Source organism: Mesorhizobium sp. M3A.F.Ca.ET.080.04.2.1 (genome assembly GCF_003952525.1).
In the GTDB taxonomy this organism is placed as follows: Bacteria; Pseudomonadota; Alphaproteobacteria; order Rhizobiales; family Rhizobiaceae; genus Mesorhizobium.
Genome location: NZ_CP034451.1, coordinates 5415825 through 5433038 on the forward strand (window position 1 = coordinate 5415825; position 17214 = coordinate 5433038).

The 17214-nt window shown below is 62.6% G+C and carries 13 protein-coding genes; 10 read left to right on the top strand and 3 right to left on the bottom strand.

Annotation, left to right across the window (positions count from 1 at the left end; genetic code table 11):
- Positions 1-255 precede the first annotated feature (255 nt).
- The 4 genes from EJ074_RS25805 to EJ074_RS25820 all read left to right on the top strand — a co-directional run bounded on the left by EJ074_RS25805 (position 256) and on the right by EJ074_RS25820 (position 6597).
- Positions 256-1908 (top strand): ABC transporter substrate-binding protein, encoded by a 1653-nt coding sequence (locus tag EJ074_RS25805; protein ID WP_095808238.1) that lies wholly within the window; start codon positions 256-258, stop codon positions 1906-1908.
- Positions 1909-2129: 221 nt separating this feature from the next.
- Positions 2130-3164 (top strand): ABC transporter permease, encoded by a 1035-nt coding sequence (locus EJ074_RS25810; protein ID WP_095808237.1) that lies wholly within the window; start codon positions 2130-2132, stop codon positions 3162-3164.
- Positions 3165-3176: 12 nt separating this feature from the next.
- Entirely contained in the window at positions 3177-4334 is a 1158-nt protein-coding gene (locus tag EJ074_RS25815) for an ABC transporter permease (protein ID WP_095808236.1), read from the top strand.
- A gap of 52 nt (positions 4335-4386) precedes the next feature.
- Positions 4387-6597 (top strand): ABC transporter ATP-binding protein, encoded by a 2211-nt coding sequence (locus EJ074_RS25820; RefSeq protein ID WP_095808235.1) that lies wholly within the window; start codon positions 4387-4389, stop codon positions 6595-6597.
- A 33-nt stretch (positions 6598-6630) separates the two neighbouring features.
- Here the strand turns inward: EJ074_RS25820 and EJ074_RS25825 are convergent, their stop codons facing one another.
- Positions 6631-7221: a hypothetical protein gene (locus tag EJ074_RS25825; protein WP_095808234.1), complete on the bottom strand. Its 591-nt coding sequence runs from the start codon at positions 7219-7221 to the stop codon at positions 6631-6633.
- Positions 7222-7433: 212 nt separating this feature from the next.
- Here EJ074_RS25825 and EJ074_RS25830 point away from each other — a divergent pair, with 212 nt between their 5' ends.
- Positions 7434-8972 carry a trimethylamine methyltransferase family protein gene (locus EJ074_RS25830; RefSeq protein ID WP_145971899.1) on the top strand — a complete coding sequence of 513 codons (1539 nt, stop codon included), beginning with the start codon at positions 7434-7436 and terminating at the stop codon, positions 8970-8972.
- Positions 8973-9046: 74 nt separating this feature from the next.
- Positions 9047-11473: an FAD-dependent oxidoreductase gene (locus tag EJ074_RS25835; protein ID WP_095808232.1), complete on the top strand. Its 2427-nt coding sequence runs from the start codon at positions 9047-9049 to the stop codon at positions 11471-11473.
- 20 nt (positions 11474-11493) lie between these two features.
- Here the strand turns inward: EJ074_RS25835 and EJ074_RS25840 are convergent, their stop codons facing one another.
- Complete coding sequence (locus tag EJ074_RS25840) at positions 11494-11892, bottom strand: DoxX family protein (protein WP_129553862.1); 399 nt, start codon at positions 11890-11892, stop codon at positions 11494-11496.
- A gap of 210 nt (positions 11893-12102) precedes the next feature.
- Here EJ074_RS25840 and EJ074_RS25845 point away from each other — a divergent pair, with 210 nt between their 5' ends.
- Positions 12103-12591, top strand: coding sequence for a hypothetical protein (locus EJ074_RS25845; RefSeq protein ID WP_095808230.1), 489 nt, complete (start codon positions 12103-12105; stop codon positions 12589-12591).
- 34 nt (positions 12592-12625) lie between these two features.
- On the opposite strand, the gene EJ074_RS25850 is transcribed toward EJ074_RS25845, so the two are convergent.
- Positions 12626-13402, bottom strand: a complete 777-nt coding sequence (locus tag EJ074_RS25850; protein WP_095808229.1) for a VOC family protein — start codon at positions 13400-13402, stop codon at positions 12626-12628.
- A gap of 176 nt (positions 13403-13578) precedes the next feature.
- On the opposite strand from EJ074_RS25850, the gene EJ074_RS25855 reads away from it, so the two are divergent.
- The 3 genes from EJ074_RS25855 to preA all read left to right on the top strand — a co-directional run bounded on the left by EJ074_RS25855 (position 13579) and on the right by preA (position 17110).
- Complete coding sequence (locus EJ074_RS25855) at positions 13579-14313, top strand: gamma-glutamylcyclotransferase (RefSeq protein ID WP_129553863.1); 735 nt, start codon at positions 13579-13581, stop codon at positions 14311-14313.
- Between the two features lie 116 nt (positions 14314-14429).
- On the top strand, positions 14430-15794 hold the full coding sequence (locus EJ074_RS25860; protein WP_095808227.1) for an NAD(P)-dependent oxidoreductase: 1365 nt from the start codon (positions 14430-14432) through the stop codon (positions 15792-15794).
- Between the two features lie 2 nt (positions 15795-15796).
- Positions 15797-17110 carry an NAD-dependent dihydropyrimidine dehydrogenase subunit PreA gene (gene preA / locus EJ074_RS25865; protein WP_095808226.1) on the top strand — a complete coding sequence of 438 codons (1314 nt, stop codon included), beginning with the start codon at positions 15797-15799 and terminating at the stop codon, positions 17108-17110.
- The last annotated feature ends 104 nt before the right edge of the window (positions 17111-17214 follow it).

Genomic DNA, 17214 nt, shown 5'->3' on the forward strand with positions numbered 1-17214 from the left:
GTGGCGCGCAGGCGACGAAGATCGGCGCTCGCGCATTCCGCGTTCCCTCGAATAGATTGATTTAATCGGGCGTCGATATTTGTCCGAAAACTGGTACGCAATAGCAATTTTGCGCCAGGGCTGTCGCTAACACGCGAACCGGCCTCATTCCAAAGTTGCACATTCGCCAACATGTTCTCAGTTCAAACCGTCTTTGACATCACGGTTTGGATGCGGAATGCTAAAAAGGCAAAAAGCCAACAATGGGAGTTAGTCATGGCAAGCTACAAGAGTAACGGTGATCGCGTCCCGGATCACATCCTGGCCCTGGCCGAAGAAGCCAAGGCAGGCAATGTCGACCGTCGCGAATTCCTCGCGCTCGCCAGCGTTTTTGGCGCATCGACGGCAATGGCTTACGGGCTGCTCGGTCTCGCCGATCCGACACCGGCACGGGCCGAGGACGTGCAGGGCAAGAAGGGCGGCGTCCTGAAGGTCGCGCAGTGGGTCAAGGATCCGAAGGATCCGCGCAAATCCGACTGGTCGGAAATCGCCAATGCCGAGCGCCAGGCGCTCGAACCGCTCGTCAAATACACGACCGAATACACGTTCCGTCCGTATCTGCTGGAAAGCTGGGATGTCAACGACGACGCCACCGAATACACGCTGCATGTTCGCAAGGGCGTGACCTGGACGAACGGCGACGCCTTCACGGCAGACGACGTCATATTCAATCTCAAGCGCTGGGCCGACAAAAAGGCCGAGGGCAACTCGATGCCCGGCCGTCTCGGCACTTTGGTCAAGGACGACAAGCTCGACGAGAGCGCCGTGACCAAGGTCGACGACATGACCATCAAGCTCAAGCTTGCCAAGCCTGACATCGCGCTGATCCCGAACATGTGCGACTATCCGGGTCTCATCGTCCATAAGAGCTTCGACGAGAAAGGCGGCGACTTCAAAGCCTGCCCGATCGGCACCGGTCCGTTCGAGCTCGTGTCTTACGATGTCGGCCAGAAGGTGGTTTACAAGCGCCGCGCCGACAACAAGTGGTGGGACGGCGAAGTGTTCCTCGATGGCGTCGAGTTCATCGACTACGGCACCGACCCGGCTGCCATGGTCAGCGCCTTCGAAGCGGGTGAAGTGCACACCAATTTCGAGACCTCGGCCGACTATGTGTCGATCCTCGACGGCATGGATCTGGTGAAGTCGGAAGTGGTGACGGCGTCGACGATCGTCTGCCGCACCAACGTCAACAACAAGCCTTACGACAACCAGAAGGTCCGCAACGCGTTGCAGCTCGCGGTCGACAACAATGTCGTTCTCCAGCTCGGCTACGGCAATGCCGGCACGGTGGCCGAGAACCATCATGTCTGCCAGATCCATCCGGAATATTACGAGCTTGCGAAGATCAAGCGTGACCCAGCCAAGGCCAAGGCCTTGATGGCTGAAGCCGGTCAGGCCGATTTCGAGCATGAGCTGATCTCGGTCGACGAGGACTGGCACAAGAACACCGGCGATGCGATCGCCGCGCAGCTGCGCGACGCCGGCATCAAGGTGAAGCGCACCGTTCTGCCGGGCTCGACGTTCTGGAACGACTGGACGAAATATCCGCTGTCGACGACCAACTGGAACATGCGGCCGCTGGGCGTGCAGGTTCTGGCGATCGGCTACCGCACCGGCGAGGCCTGGAACGAGACCGCTTGGTCGAACCCCGACTGGGACGCCAAGCTCAACGCCGCGCTCGCGGTCGCCGACGCGACCAAGCGCAAGGAGATGATGAAGGATATCGAGCAGATCCTGCAGGATTCCGGCATCATCATCCAGCCTTACTGGCGCAAGCTCTACAGCCACTCCGTGAAGGCGGTGCAGAACTACAAGATGCACCCGACCTTCGAGCGCGACTACGGCAAGGTCTGGCTCGACCAGGCGTGATCAAAAGCCAACGGACGAAGGGGCGATTCGGCCCCTTTGTCCCCCTCCTTGCCTGATCCGCGGCCGGAGAGCCGCTGCAGCTAAAAAGTTGCGGACTCCCGGACTTGGCTCGTGCAAAAATAGGGCGTCAGCATTCGATCGTCTGTTTGCCGGCCTTGCTCCGCCTCATGGCGGGCCGGACGGGCAAGCAGGCTCCCCCAACCCATCGGCAGGGGCCGGCCATGCTTTCTTTCATCCTGAGACGTCTCGGCACAATGGCTCTGACGATGCTGTGCCTGACCCTGATTGTCTTCTTCCTGATCAACCTCGATCCCAATCTGAAGAAGCTGGCGATCAGCCAGACCGAAATGCACACCTCCGCAGAGCAGCTCGAGAGCTGGCTGGTCGAGCATGGCTACCGGCAGAACTTCTTTGTGCGTTACGGTCAGTGGCTGGGCCTCCTGCCCAAGCAGCCGGCGACGGATCCGGCGACCGGGAAGCCGGCGCAGCGCTTCTCGTTCTGCAATGACCCCCTGGTGCCGACCTTCTCCGGCGTGCTGCAGGGCGATTTCGGCTGCTCGACCAAATTCAAGACGACAGTGGGCGCGAAGCTCTTTCCCGCGCTCAGCGCCACCGGGCTTCTGATGTTCTGGGTCCTCGCGGTGATGGTGCCGATCTCGTTGCTCGTCGGCATCCTTGCCGGCATGCGGGAGGGATCGCGGACCGACCGCACGCTGTCCGTTGCCTCGATCGCCTCGACGGCGACGCCTGAATATGTCTCGGGCGTCATCTTCACCGTCATCTTCGCGTCATGGCTGGGTTGGCTGAACGGATCGGCCGCCTCGGCCAGCCAGGGCCTCACCTTCTACAATTTCACCCTGCCGGTGATGACGCTAGCGATTTACGGCATCGGCTATATCGCGCGCATGACGCGCGCCTCGATGGTCGAGGTGATGACGCAGCAATATATCCGAACGGCGCGGCTCAAAGGGCTCTCCTTCAGCTCCGTCGTCGTCAAGCATGCGCTGCGCAACGCGCTGATCGCGCCGTTCACGGTCATCATGCTTCAGTTTCCCTGGCTGCTCACCGGCGTGGTCATCGTCGAGGTGATGTTCCGCTATCAGGGCTTCGGCTACACGCTGGTCGAGGCGGCCGGCAACAACGACATCGACCTTTTGCTCGGCTGCTCGCTGGTTTCGGTGTTCATCGTGCTGATCACGCAGTTGATCTCCGACGTCGGCTACGCATTCCTCAATCCGCGCATCAGAGTTCAATAGGGGACGAAGCGGATGCAGTTCGAATATATCGGCGCCTTCAATGTCGTGCTCGGCGTGCTGGGACGTTTCTGGCCTGTCTGGATAGCACTGGTCATCGTCATAGGGGCGAGCTTCGTCTACAAGAAGAAACTCGGCCTCTATGGACAGCTCTTCGACAGCGGCGTCGGCATCGCCGGCGTGGGCATCTGCCTGTTCTGGCTGTTCACCGCAATCTTCGCCTCGACGATCTCGCCCTTCGATCCGCTCTCCCAGGTGCCGATCATGAAGGACTCGCTGCCCGGCGCGATCGAGCCGGCATCGAAGCTCGTCTACTATTTCGGCGGCGACAAGCTGGCCCGCGACGTGTTCTCTCGCATGGTCTATGGCAGCCAGATCGTGCTGATCATCGCGCCGGCGGCAACCGGTTTCGCACTGATGGTCGGCATCACGCTCGGCCTGCCGGCCGGCTACTACGGCGGCAGGATCGATACGGTGCTTTCGTTCCTGGCCAATCTGGTGCTGGCCTTCCCGGTTATCCTGCTGTTCTACCTCCTGGTCACGCCAGGCATCATGGACACGCCGATCCCCTATGCGATGGCCGGGCTGTTCTTCCTGTTCCCGATCATCTTCTTCTGCGTGCTGTTCTGGACACGCTTCAAGAACCGGCCGGACCGCCTTTATATCCTGATGGGGGTGACGCTGGTCCTCGGCGGCTGGATCTATGCGGGCCTGGTGTTCGACAAGGATCCGCTGCGGATCGTCCATATCGATCCCAACCAGCTCAACATTTTCGTGGCGGTGGTGTTCGCATCGAGTCCCGGTGTGTTCCGCATCGTGCGCGGGCTGACCATGGACATCAAGACACGCGACTATGTGGCGGCAGCGCAGACGCGCGGTGAATCGCCCTGGTACATCATGCTTTGGGAGATACTGCCCAACGCACGCGGGCCGCTGATCGTCGATGCTTGCCTGCGTATCGGCTACACCACGATCCTGCTCGGCACGCTCGGCTATTTCGGCCTGGGCCTTGCGCCCGAGAGCCCGGACTGGGGCACCGCGATCAAGGATGCCAGCCGCCTGCTGCGCTCCTTCATCCATCCGGCGCTGCCGCCGACGATTGCGCTGATGTCGTTCGTGCTGGGACTGAACCTTTTGGCCGACTCTCTGCGTGAACAGTCGATGAAGGATTGACGGCGAGGTCTTTGGCCCTCGCCCGGAAAAGAACCAAGGATTGGAGCGACCCATGAACGAGGCAGTTCGAAATCCAGGCAAGCCAACCGATGGGCCGATCATCGAGATCGAGAACCTTTCGATTTCCTTCTTCACCCGCAAGGGCGAGATACCTGCGGTGATGGACTTTTCCTGCACGGTGATGCCCGGCGAGGCCATGGGCATTGTCGGCGAATCCGGCTGCGGCAAGTCGACCGTGTCGCTCGGCATCATGCGCGACCTCTCCAACATCGGAAAGATCGTGGGCGGACGAATCAAGTTCCAGGGCAAGGACATGGGCGAAATGTCCGACGAGGAGCTTCGCTCCATCCGCGGCAACAAGATCGCCATGATCTACCAGGAGCCGATGGCGAGCCTCAACCCGGCGATGAAGGTCGGCCAGCAGTTGATGGAAGTGCCGCTGATCCACGACAAGGTGTCGAAGGACGAGGCGTATAGCCGAGCGCTCGAAATGGTGCGGGCAGTGAAGCTGCCCGATCCGGAGCGTATGATGCGCTCCTATCCGCACCAGCTTTCCGGAGGCCAGCAGCAGCGCATCGTCATAGCCATGGCGCTGTTGTCGAAGCCGGCGCTGCTCCTGCTCGACGAGCCGACGACGGCGCTCGACGTCACGGTCGAGGCCGGCATCGTCGAACTGGTCAAGGGGCTGGGCGAGAAGTTCGGCACCTCGATGATCTTCGTGTCGCACAATCTCGGGCTTATCCTGGAGACCTGCGACAAGATCACGGTGATGTATTCCGGCGAAGCGGTCGAGACCGGCAAGATCGAGGATGTGTTCGACCGTATGCGTCATCCCTACACGCAGGGGCTGTTCCGCTCGATCCCGCTGCCCGGCGCCGACAAGAATTCGCGGCCGCTGATTTCGATTCCCGGGCAATTGCCGCTGCCGCATGAGCGGCCGAAGGGGTGCAATTTCGGGCCGCGCTGCCACCATTTCGTCGAGGGCGTCTGCAACGCCGCCGAAATTCCGATGATTGCGGTCGACGGGCACGAGGGCCATTTCTCGCGCTGCGTGCGCTTCAACGAGATCGATTGGGAAGCGCTGCCGCCCGGCGCCAAGAAGGTCAACGAAAAGGTCGAGCCCGGCGCGCCGGTGCTCAAGATCCAGGACCTGAAGAAATACTACAAGGTCGGCGGCAGCGAGGTGTTCGGCTCGAGCGAAGGCCGCGTCGTCAAGGCCAACGAAACGATTTCGTTCACGGCGCGCGAGTCGGAGACGGTTGCGATCGTCGGCGAATCCGGCTGCGGGAAGTCGACGCTTGCCAAGGTGTTGCTCGGACTGGAGACCGCAAGCTCGGGCACGGTGTCCCTGGCCAACAAGGAGATCCAGTCGACCGGCATCGAGGAACGCAGTGTCGACACGGTGTCGTCGATCCAGATGGTTTTCCAGAACCCGTTCGACACGCTGAATCCTAGCCACACGGTCGGATCGCAGATCATCCGCACGCTGGAGAAATTCAACGTCGGCAACACGGTTGCCGAGCGGCGCAAGCGCATGCTGGAACTGCTCGACCTGGTGAAGCTGCCGCGGGCGTTCGAGACGCGCAAGCCGCGCCAGCTCTCCGGTGGCCAGAAGCAGCGCATCGGCGTGGCGCGCGCCTTCGCCGGTGACGCCAAGGTGGTGGTGGCCGACGAGCCGGTCTCGGCGCTCGACGTCTCGGTCCAGGCGGCGGTGACCGAGCTGTTGATGGATATCCAGCGCAAGAACAAGACGACGATGCTGTTCATCAGCCACGATCTGTCGGTGGTGCGCTACATCGCCGACCGGGTCGTCGTCATGTATCTCGGCTATATCGTTGAGCAAGGCACGACGGACCAGATCTTCTCGCCGCCTTATCATCCCTATACGGAGGCGCTGCTGTCGGCGATCCCGATCGCCGACACCAGCGTGGTCAAGAAGCATATCGTGCTCGAAGGCGACATACCCTCGGCGATGAACCCGCCGACCGGTTGCCCGTTCCAGACGCGCTGCGGCTACAAGAGGCTGGTGCCGGACAATCTGTGCGAGACGAAGGTGCCGCCGGTGAAGAATCTCGGCGACGGTCACATGAGCCTTTGCTGGCTGTCGGACGATGTGCTGGCGAAGATGGAGCCGGTCATCAAGTTCGACAAGGAGCATGCCGCGCATGAGGGTGTGCCGGAGGATGCGCCGAACAGTGCAGGTCCGGGCTTCGCCGGTACGCCGCCGAAGCGTCCGAGCGGCAAGAGGCCGAAGCCGAACTAAGGGAGCAGCGCCAACGTCGGCTCCGCGCCCCGGTCAACTGCCGCACTGTTTTAGCTGCGCGGCGTAGTCGCGGGCCATCTGATCGGTGGCGCGCGCGTAGCTTTGCACGCCGGCGTCGCCGCGATTGCCACGGCTATAGGCGCTCCAGCCGAGATAATAGGCCAGGTAGAGGTTGTAGGTGTCGTTGCGGGCGACGCCGAGGGTGTCGGCGGTCTTGGAATGATACCAGCCGACGAAATCGATCGCGTCGGCAAAGCGAGAGCGACGCGCCGCCCAGTTGCCGCTCTCCATCTGATATTGCGACCAGGTGCCGTCGAGCGCCTGCGAATAGCCGACGGCGCTTGAGACGTGCTTCCACGGAATGAAGCCGAGCAGTTTGGTGCGCGGTGGCCGGGCGTTGCTCTTGAAGCCGGACTCCTTGCGTACAGTCGCCATCAGAACGGGAACGGGCACGCCGTATTTCCGCTCGGTGCGCTCGGCAGCAGCCTGCCAGTTGTCGAACCAGCCGTCGTTCTGATCGAAGACGGCACAGACATTGTTGATATGGCTTGGCGCTGTCGCGCAGGCGGAAAGCGCCAGCAGCACAGAGACGGCGACAATTTTACTAAAACTCGACCTACGCATTATCAGACGAATAGGCCGAAATCATAAAAGGAATCTTGCGCGGTTCCTTAATGCTCGCCATGGCGTCGAGAAAAATCCATTGTCGATATTCCGACCCGATGCGCCGCTTTTCTTGCCATCGATTCTGATTTATGCCGCCTCGGCTAAAATCGCGCCGGCAAATGACGAATTTCTGACAGCCGCAGAAGCAAGGCGGCGCTCTGATGGGCGCCATGACAGAACCAAGACGCAAGCGCGGCCCCGAGCGGAGCAGCAACCGCGGGCCATCCCCCATACCCCAGTTGCCGCTGCGGCGCGTGGTGAATCCCTATCCGCCGATGGCGCCGCTGTCGCCCGACCAGATCGAGGCGATCCACCAGGCCTCGATGCACATACTCGAGAATTTCGGCATCGAGGTGATGAGCCCGCGGGCGCTGTCGCTCTTCGAACGTGCCGGCGCCAGGGTCGATCACGGCTCGATGAATGTGCGCGTGGAGCGCGGCATGGTCGACGAAGCGCTGAAGACCACGCGTTCTTCCTACACGCTGACGCCGCGCAACCCGGCACATGCCATTCATCTCGGCGGCAACACCATCAACTTCACGCTGGTCGCCGGACCGCCAAACGTGCACGACATGGAACGCGGCCGCCGCGCCGGCAATCTCGCCGACTATTGCGATCTCGTCCGGCTGGCGCAGCATTTCAACTGCATCCACATGCTGGGCAACCAGGTCTGCGCGCCGATCGAGCTGCCGGCCAACTCGCGCCACCTCGACACTTACTTTGCCAATCTGACTCTGACGGACAAATGCTTCCACGTCTCGGCGATCGGCCGGGGCAGGGCGCTTGACGGCATCGAGATGATGGCGATCTCACGCGGGCTGACGCTTGAACAGATGGCGGATGATCCGGGCATTACCACCATCATTTCCGTCAATTCGCCGCGCCGATTCGACGACATGATGGCGGAAGGGCTGATGACCATGGCCGAATACGGCCAGTCGGTGGCGGTGACGCCGTTCACACTGATGGGCGCCATGAGCCCGGTGACGCTCGCCGGCGCGCTGGCGCAGCAGAATGCGGAAGCCTTGTTCGGGGTGCTGCTGACGCAACTGGTTCGCCCGGGCGCGCCGGTGATGTACGGCGCCTTCACCTCCAATGTCGACATGAAGTCGGGCGCGCCCGCTTTCGGCACGCCGGAAAACACCAAGGCCAACATCGCTTCCGGCCAGTTGGCGCGGCGCTACAACCTGCCCTACCGCACGACACCTGGCTCGGCGTCCAATGCCGCCGATGCGCAAGGCGCCTATGAGACGCTGATGGCGCTGTGGGGCGCGGTGCTCGGCCACGGCAACCTCGTCTACCACGCCGCCGGCTGGCAGGAAGGCGGGCTGACGGCGTCGTTCGAGAAGCTGATCATCGACGTCGAGATGATCCAGCACATGATGGAGTTCCTGCGACCGATTGTGGTCGACGAGGACGAACTCGCCGTCGAGGCGCTTGGCGCGGTGCCGACGGGCGGCCACTTCTTCGGCGAGCCGCACACGCTGGAGCGCTACGCCACCGCCTTCTATCAGCCGATGCTCTCCAACTGGCAGAATTACGAAGCCTGGCAGGAGGCCGGTGCGCCCGATGCGACGGCGCGCGCGACGCGGCTCTGGAAGAAGGCGCTGGAAGAATATGTCGAGCCCATCATGGATCCCGGCGTGCGCGAGGCTCTCGAAGCCTATGTCGCACGCCGCAAGGAAGCGATCGGGCAGGGCGAGCCGTGACGTTAGCGTCGCCTGGCGCTGCCTTTCCGATTCACTTTGTCTACATGACTCCCTGAAATAACGAGAAAAATCCCATGAAGTCGCATGCAAAGGTCGTGGTGATAGGCGGCGGTGTCGTCGGATGTTCGGTGCTCTTCCATCTCGCCCGCCATGGCTGGACCGATGTCGTGCTTCTGGAGCGCGATGAGTTGACCTCCGGCTCGACCTGGCATGCAGCGGGTGGCATGCACACCATCAATGGCGATCCTAACGTCGCCAAGCTGCAGAAATACACGATCTCCCTCTACAAGGAGATCGAGGAACTTTCCGGCCAGGCGACCGGCGTGCACCTCACAGGTGGCGTGCTTCTGGCGGCCACCGAGGCGCGGCTCGACTGGCTGCGCGGCGTGGTCTCGAAAGGCCGCTATCTCGGCATCGATCTCGAAGTGATCTCCGCGAAGGAGGCGGCCGAATTGATGCCGCTCATCGATCCGAAACAATTCGTCGGCGCGGTTCGCAACAAGGAGGATGGCCATCTCGATCCGTCCGGTGTGACGCATGCTTACGCCAAGGCGGCGCGCAAGCTTGGCGCGCAGGTCGAGCGCTTCACCAAGGTCGAGGACATCGTGCGCCGACCCGACGGGCTGTGGCGTGTCGTCACCAGCAAGGGCGATGTGATCGCCGAGCACGTGGTCAACGCCGGCGGGTTGTGGGCACGCGAGGTCGGCCGCATGGTCGGGCTCGAACTGCCGGTGCTGGCGATGGAGCACATGTATCTGATCACGGAGGACATGCCCGAGGTTGCCGACTGGAACCAGAAGACCGGCACCGAGATCATCCACGCGGTCGATTTCGACGGTGAGCTCTATCTGCGCCAGGAGCGCGGCGGCATGCTGATGGGCACTTACGAGAAGGCCAACAAACCCTGGTCCGAATTCACCACGCCGTGGAGCTTCGGCCACGAGCTGCTGGAGCCCGATATCGACCGCATCGCGCCATCACTCGAAGTCGGCTTCCGTCATTTCCCGGCCTTTCAGAAAACCGGCATCAAACAGATCATCAATGGCCCCTTCACCTTCGCGCCGGACGGCAATCCGCTGGTCGGCCCGGTGCGCGGCCTGCCGGGCTTCTGGGTCGCCTGCGGCGTCATGGCGGGTTTTAGCCAAGGCGGCGGCGTCGGCCTGGCGCTCTCCAACTGGATGATCGAGGGCGATCCGGGCGCCGACATCTGGGCGATGGATGTGGCGCGCTACGGCGACTGGGCGACGATGGCCTACACCAACGCCAAGGTGCGCGAAAACTATTCTCGCCGCTTCTCGATCCGCTTCCCCAACGAAGAACTGCCCGCCGCACGTCCGCTCAAGACGACGCCGGTCTACGATCTGCTGTCGGCCGAGGGCGCGCAATGGGGCGTGGCGTACGGGCTGGAAGTGCCGCTTTGGTACGCGCCGGAGGGCGTCAAGGACGAATTCTCGTGGCGGCGCTCGAGCGATTTCGACCATGTCGCCAAGGAGGTCGCAGCCGTTCGCAAGGGCGTCGGCCTGGCGGAGATTTCGAGCTTCGCTAAATACAGGGTCACCGGCCAGGGCGCCGAGGCGTGGCTCGATCGCGTGCTTGCCTGCAAACTGCCCAAGCGCGGCCGCATGACGCTCGCGCCTATGCTCAAGAATGACGGCAAGCTGATCGGCGATTTCACGCTGGCCAATGTTGGTGACGGCGACTGGTTCATCGCCGGTTCCGGCGTCGCCGAGCAGTACCACATGCGCTGGTTCGAATCGCATCTGCCGAAGGACGGATCCGCGCGCATCGAGGCGCTGGGACAGAAACTCACCGGCCTCGCCATCGCCGGGCCGAAGGCGAGGGATGTGCTGGCCAAGGTCGCCCGTGCCGATACATCCAACGCCGCGTTCCCCTTCATGGCGGTGGCAAGGATGGATATCGGCATGGCGCCGTGCCTCGTAGGCCGCGTCAGCTACACTGGCGATCTGGGCTTCGAGATCTGGGTGGCGCCGGAGTATCAGCGCGCAGCCTTCCAGGCGCTGATGGCGGCCGGGCAGGAATTCGGCATCGGCCTGTTCGGCGCGCGCGCTCTCAATGCGCTCAGGCTCGAAAAGAACTACGGCTCATGGGCGCGCGAATATCGGCCTATCTACGGCCCGGTCGAAGCGGGGCTCGATCGTTTCGTCGCCTATGGCAAGGACGCAGATTTCATCGGCAAGGAGGCGGCGCTCGCCGAGCGCAAGCAGGGCGGCAAGCTCAGGTTGCGCGCCTTCATTGTCGATGCAGAGCATGCCGACGTCATCGGCGACGAGGCGATCTGGCACGATGGCGCTGTGCGCGGCTGGGTCACTTCGGGCGGATATGCCCATAATTCGCGCAAATCGGTCGCGATGGGCTATGTGCCGAAGGAGATTGCCGACCGGCCGGACGGTTTCGAAATCGAAATTCTCGGCAAGCGCCATGCGGCGCGCGTTCAGGCTGCGCCGTTGTTCGATGCCAACTTCCAGCGGATGCGCGCCTGAAGCGGGCGCGTATCCTGCCGTCAAGCCCTGGCGTTGTTGCGGTTGTCCAGTGCGAAGGCGCCGGGCCCGGCGAATGCCAGATAGAGGAAGATGAAGCAGAACGAGATCGCCGAGTCGCCGCCATTGTTGACGGGGAAGAAGTCGCGAGGCGCGTGCGCCATGAAATAGGCGATCGCCATTTGGCCGCAGAGCAGGAACGCCACGGGGCGGGTGAAGAGTCCCAGCGCCAGCAGGATGCCGCCGGCGAATTCGAGGATCCCGGCCGCTAGCGGAAGCCCGCTCAAGCTGCCGGCGTGCTCGCCGACCGGGAAATTGAACAATTTCTGGGTGCCGTGCTCGATGAACTGCAGCGCGGTCATGATCCGCAGCGCGGCGAGCGCCTGCGGCTGATAACGGGCGAGCCCTTCAAAAAGCTTCATCTAAAACTCCATTTTGCCCCTGCGCCGCCCATAAATTATCGGCCCGAAATGGACCATTCACTTCCCATGGCCTGCCATCAACAATCGGTGATTGGCAACGGTTCCCTTGGATCTGCCGCTCTCCATATTTTTATTCTCGCGGTGGTTGCAAAAATCCCTCTGTAGTTGTATATATATGCAGATACACTCTACGAGCGAGCTCCCTTTGCCATGAAAAAAGTCGTCATCAGCCTTTTCGCAATCCTTGCAAGCCCGAGCTTCGCCATGGCCGGCGACACCGGGTGTGATACCTTCAAATGGCCGGTCACACGCGAGCAGGCCCTGTTTCCGGCGGCGCCCGCCGCTCAGTCAGGCGCCGCATTGAGGGTCGGGCAGGCGATGAGTTTCTCGCTCGCAGCGGTCGACACGGTCAGCTTTGAAGTGCCTCCGGGACGTGCACCGGCGGCCGGCACGTTCGGCGCGACCGCAAGCGTGACCGTACCACCTGAAGGCGAGCTCCAGTTCAGCCTGTCTGATGAGGCCTGGATCGATGTCGTGCAGGACGGCCAAACCGTGAAGTCGACGGGTTACAGCGGCGTGAAGACCTGTCCGGGAATTCGCAAGAGCGTGCGCTTCAAGCTGTCCGCCGGTCCGGCCACCGTGCAGCTCAGCGGCGCGAAGAAGCCCGGCCTCAAGGTCGCGGTGCTGACGCCGGAATGATCCGGCGCCAGTTGATGCTGTAGCAGAGCGAGCGTTATCGCCCTGGCGCCAGCAGCGCGAAATGTGCGCCCTGCGGATCCTGGCATTGGATGATCCACTGCGCGCTCGGCACTTCCATCGGCCCCATCAAGACCTTGCCGCCATTGTCGGTGACGCGCTTGGCGGCTGCGTCGATGGCGTCGACGTTGAAATAGAACAGCCAGACCGGAACCGGGATTTGCGGCGGCTTGTTCATCATGCCGCCGCCCGATTCAGGGCCGGCGCCGAAGGTCTGGTAGGTGCCCATCTCGCCCATGTCGAACTGGCCGGCGCTGGTCCAGCCGAACTGTCCCGAATAGAAGTCGAAGGCGGCCTTCCAGTCGGAGGTGTAGAGCTCGTGCCAGCCGATATGGCCTGCCGTTGTTGCGGGCACCGGCGGCTGTTCGGGCTGGTTGGGCTGCAGGAACATGAAGGTCGCGCCCTGCGGGTCGGCAACCACCGCAAAGCGGCCTACGCCCGGGATGTCGTCCGGCGCGCGGTGGACAGCGCCGCCGGCGTCCTTGAGCGCCTTCGTCGAAGCGTCGACATCCTTGGTGTAGATATAGCCGAGCCAGGAAGGCGGCATTCCCGCCTTGGCGGCTTCCTCCGGCAGCGTCATCAGTCCGCCGACGCCGCGCACGCTGGAATTCATGACGATGTAGCGGGGCATGCCCGGCGCACTGTCGAAGGGCTCGGCGCGCCAGCCGACAACGGCGGTGTAGAAGGCCTCGGCGGCATCGAGGTCGGTGGTCAGCAATTCGTACCAGAAGAAGGGTTTGGGGGCATTCGGCATGGTCGGTCTCCTCACCGGTTCAGGCAGCGATCGCGGTTGATCCATCCTAGGACGAACTCGGCGACGGAAAACCGACATCTGGGCCAGAAATAGCGAACGGCAAGGCGTTGAGCCTGCGATCTTGCGTATCCTGCGGTTTTCGACTTTGCTGCCGGCAAAGAGGGGCTGTATTTTCCATGCGTCGGATGTCGCTCACGCCGGAGCTTGTGGCGCTGTGCCATCGGGAAGAGGTCGATCCTGGTCCGAGCGGGGATTGGACGCAACTGGGCGACGACGATTTCCGCGCGCTCGCCGCGCGTCTCTGCGGCGAAGCCGGTGAAGGCCCGCTGTGGGTATTCGCCTATGGGTCGCTGATCTGGAAGCCGGTCTTCGAATCCGTCGAGCACCAGCGCGCTTCCGCCTATGGCTGGCATCGGTCTTTCTGCCTGGATCTGGTGCGCTGGAGGGGCAGCGCCGGGCAGCCGGGGCTGATGATGGCGCTCGAACGCGGCGGGCGCTGCGATGGCGTGATCTACCGGCTGCCCGATGGCGAGAAGCCGGCCCAGATCGAGAGGCTGCTGCGGCGCGAGATCGACGATCACGAGAGCGTCAGTTCGGTGAGGTGGGTTCCGGTGCGCACGGCACGGGGATCGCTGCGGGCGCTGGGCTTCTGGGTCGGAGTGTCCGGACGAGGCACGTCGCTCCGGCAGCCGCTGGAAAGGGTAGCGCAGATACTGGCACGCGCGTGCGGCCATGTCGGCTCCGGGGCGGAGTATCTCTACAACACTGTCAGCCACCTCGAGATTTTCGGCATCCACGACCGCAATCTGTGGCGGCTGCAGGAACTGGTCGCTGATCAGATCAGGTCGATCCATGGCCATGCGATGATCAGGGGTGAACCATCGTCGTTGGAGGCTGCGGCCTTAACATGAGTAAGAATCTCAAGTTTTATGCAAGCAATACAGGGACTTGGCCGAAAATTGACCAATTGATAAAAAAATAAAACGTGCTAGCCTTCCCCAAAATGAAAACAAAAGGGGAAACTGGAATGGCGACTGGTCATTTCATCGAGGGCATCGCCGGCGGCCGGCTGTCCACCGAGCAATATGCCGACAATTTTTCCGACCTGCACCCGCCGCTCGATCAACATGAAGCGCTGGTCGAGGCCGATCGCTGCTATTTCTGCTACGATGCGCCATGCATGAATGCCTGCCCGACGTCGATCGACATCCCGCTGTTCATCCGGCAGATCGCGACCGGCAATCCGCTCGGATCGGCCAAGACCATCTTCGATCAGAACATCCTTGGCGGCATGTGCGCCCGGGTCTGCCCGACCGAGACGCTGTGCGAAGAGGTCTGCGTGCGCGAGGTCGCGGAAGGCAAGCCGGTGCAGATCGGCCGGCTGCAGCGCTATGCCACCGACGTCGCGATGGACGAGAACAAGCAGTTCTACACGCGTTCCGAACCGACCGGAAAGACGGTCGCCGTGGTGGGCGCCGGGCCGTCGGGGTTAGCTGCGGCACATCGCCTGGCCCGCCATGGTCATGACGTGACGATCCTCGAGGCGCGGCCGAAGGCTGGCGGTCTCAATGAATACGGTATTGCCGCCTATAAGAGTGTCGACAATTTTGCCCAGGCCGAAGTCGACTACGTGACTTCCATCGGCGGCATCGACATCCAGAACGGAAAGGCGCTCGGCCGCGACTTCCAACTGTCCGACCTGATCCGCAACTACGATGCGGTATTCCTGGGCCTGGGGCTCGGCGGCGTCAATGCGCTGCGCGCCGAGGGCGAGGAGGCTGACGGCGTCGCCAACGCCGTCGAGTTCATCGCGGAACTCAGGCAGGCGAGCGATCTTTCGAGCCTGCCGGTCGGCCGGCGCGTCGTCGTCATCGGCGGCGGCATGACCGCAATCGACGCCGCGGTGCAGTCGAAGCTGCTCGGCGCCGAAGAAGTGACTGTCTGCTACCGGCGCGGTCAGGAGCACATGAACGCCTCCGGCTTCGAACAGGATCTGGCCGCCGCCAACGGGGTCACCATCCGACACTGGCTGCAGCCGAAGCGCGTCATTGCCGAGAACGGCAAAGTGTCGGCGATCGAACTCGAATACACCGCCATGAATGGCGACAAGCTGGCCGGCACGGGCCAAACGCTGAGGCTCAACGCCGACCAGGTGTTCAAGGCGATCGGCCAGAGCTTCGTGCCGGCTCAACTCAACGGCAGCGGCGAGCAGATCGAGCTTGAGGGCGGACGCATCAAGGTCGATGCCGAAGGCCGCACCTCGCTGGCGAAGGTATGGGCCGGCGGCGACTGCATCTTCGGCGGTGACGACCTGACGGTTTCGGCCGTGGCACAAGGCCGCGACGCCGCCGAATCCATCCACCGGGCACTGACCTCTAACGGGAGGGCATGAGCATGGCAGACATCCGCAACAACTTCGTCGGCATCAAGTCGCCCAACCCGTTCTGGCTGGCATCCGCACCGCCGACGGATAAGGCCTACAATGTGGAGCGCGCCTTCAAGGCGGGCTGGGGCGGCGTGGTGTGGAAGACGCTTGGTGAAGAGGGGCCGCCCGTCGTCAACGTCAACGGTCCGCGCTATGGCGCGATCTGGGGCGCCGATCGGCGCCTGCTCGGCTTCAACAACATCGAGTTGATCACCGACCGAGAGCTGCAGACCAATCTGCGCGAGATCAAGCAGATCAAGAAGGACTGGCCGGACCGCGCGGTGGTCGTTTCGCTGATGGTGCCATGCGTGGAGGAGAGCTGGAAGGCGATCCTGCCGGTGGTCGAGGAAACCGGCGCCGACGGCATCGAGCTCAATTTCGGCTGTCCGCACGGCATGTCGGAGCGTGGCATGGGCTCGGCGGTGGGCCAGGTGCCGGAATATATCGAGATGGTGGTACGCTGGTGCAAGGCAAACACCCGCATGCCCGTCATCACCAAGCTGACACCCAACATCACCGATATCCGCAAGCCGGCGCGAGCGGCACACGCAGGTGGAACGGATGCCGTGTCGCTGATCAACACCATCAATTCGATCACCGGCGTCGATCTCGACAGTTTTGCACCACAGCCGACCATCGACGGCAAGGGTTCGCATGGCGGCTATTGCGGTCCCGCGGTGAAGCCGATCGCCATGAACATGGTGGCCGAGATCGCGCGTGATCCGGAAACGCGCGGCCTGCCGATCTCTGGCATCGGCGGCATCACCACCTGGCGCGATGCGGCCGAGTTCATGGCGCTCGGCGCCGGCAATGTGCAGGTCTGCACCGCGGCGATGACCTATGGCTTCAAGATCGTGCAGGAGATGATCGCCGGGCTGGAGAACTGGATGGACGAGAAGGGCCATCCCTCGCTCAACGAAATCATCGGTCGCGCCACGCCCAACGTCACGGACTGGCAGTATCTCAACCTGAACTATGTCGCCAAGGCGCATATCGACCAGGACGCCTGCATCAAGTGCGGCCGCTGCCACATCGCCTGCGAGGATACTTCGCACCAGGCCATCACCAGCATGGTGGACGGTAAGCGGCATTTCGAGGTGATCGAGGCCGAATGCGTCGGCTGCAATCTCTGCGTCAATGTCTGCCCGGTGGAAGGCTGCATCACCATGGAGCCCCTAGCCGCCGGGGTGGTAGACCAGCGCACCGGCAAGCCGGTGTCACCGATCTACGCCAACTGGACGACGCACCCGAACAACCCGATGGCCAAGGTGGCCGCGGAATAGCGACACGCGGTCGAGCGAAACAGCGGCGCCTTCGGGCGCCGTTTTTGTCTCTCCTATTGCAGATAAGGATTATCCATGATAAAGCTTATCCATGAATAGGAGCG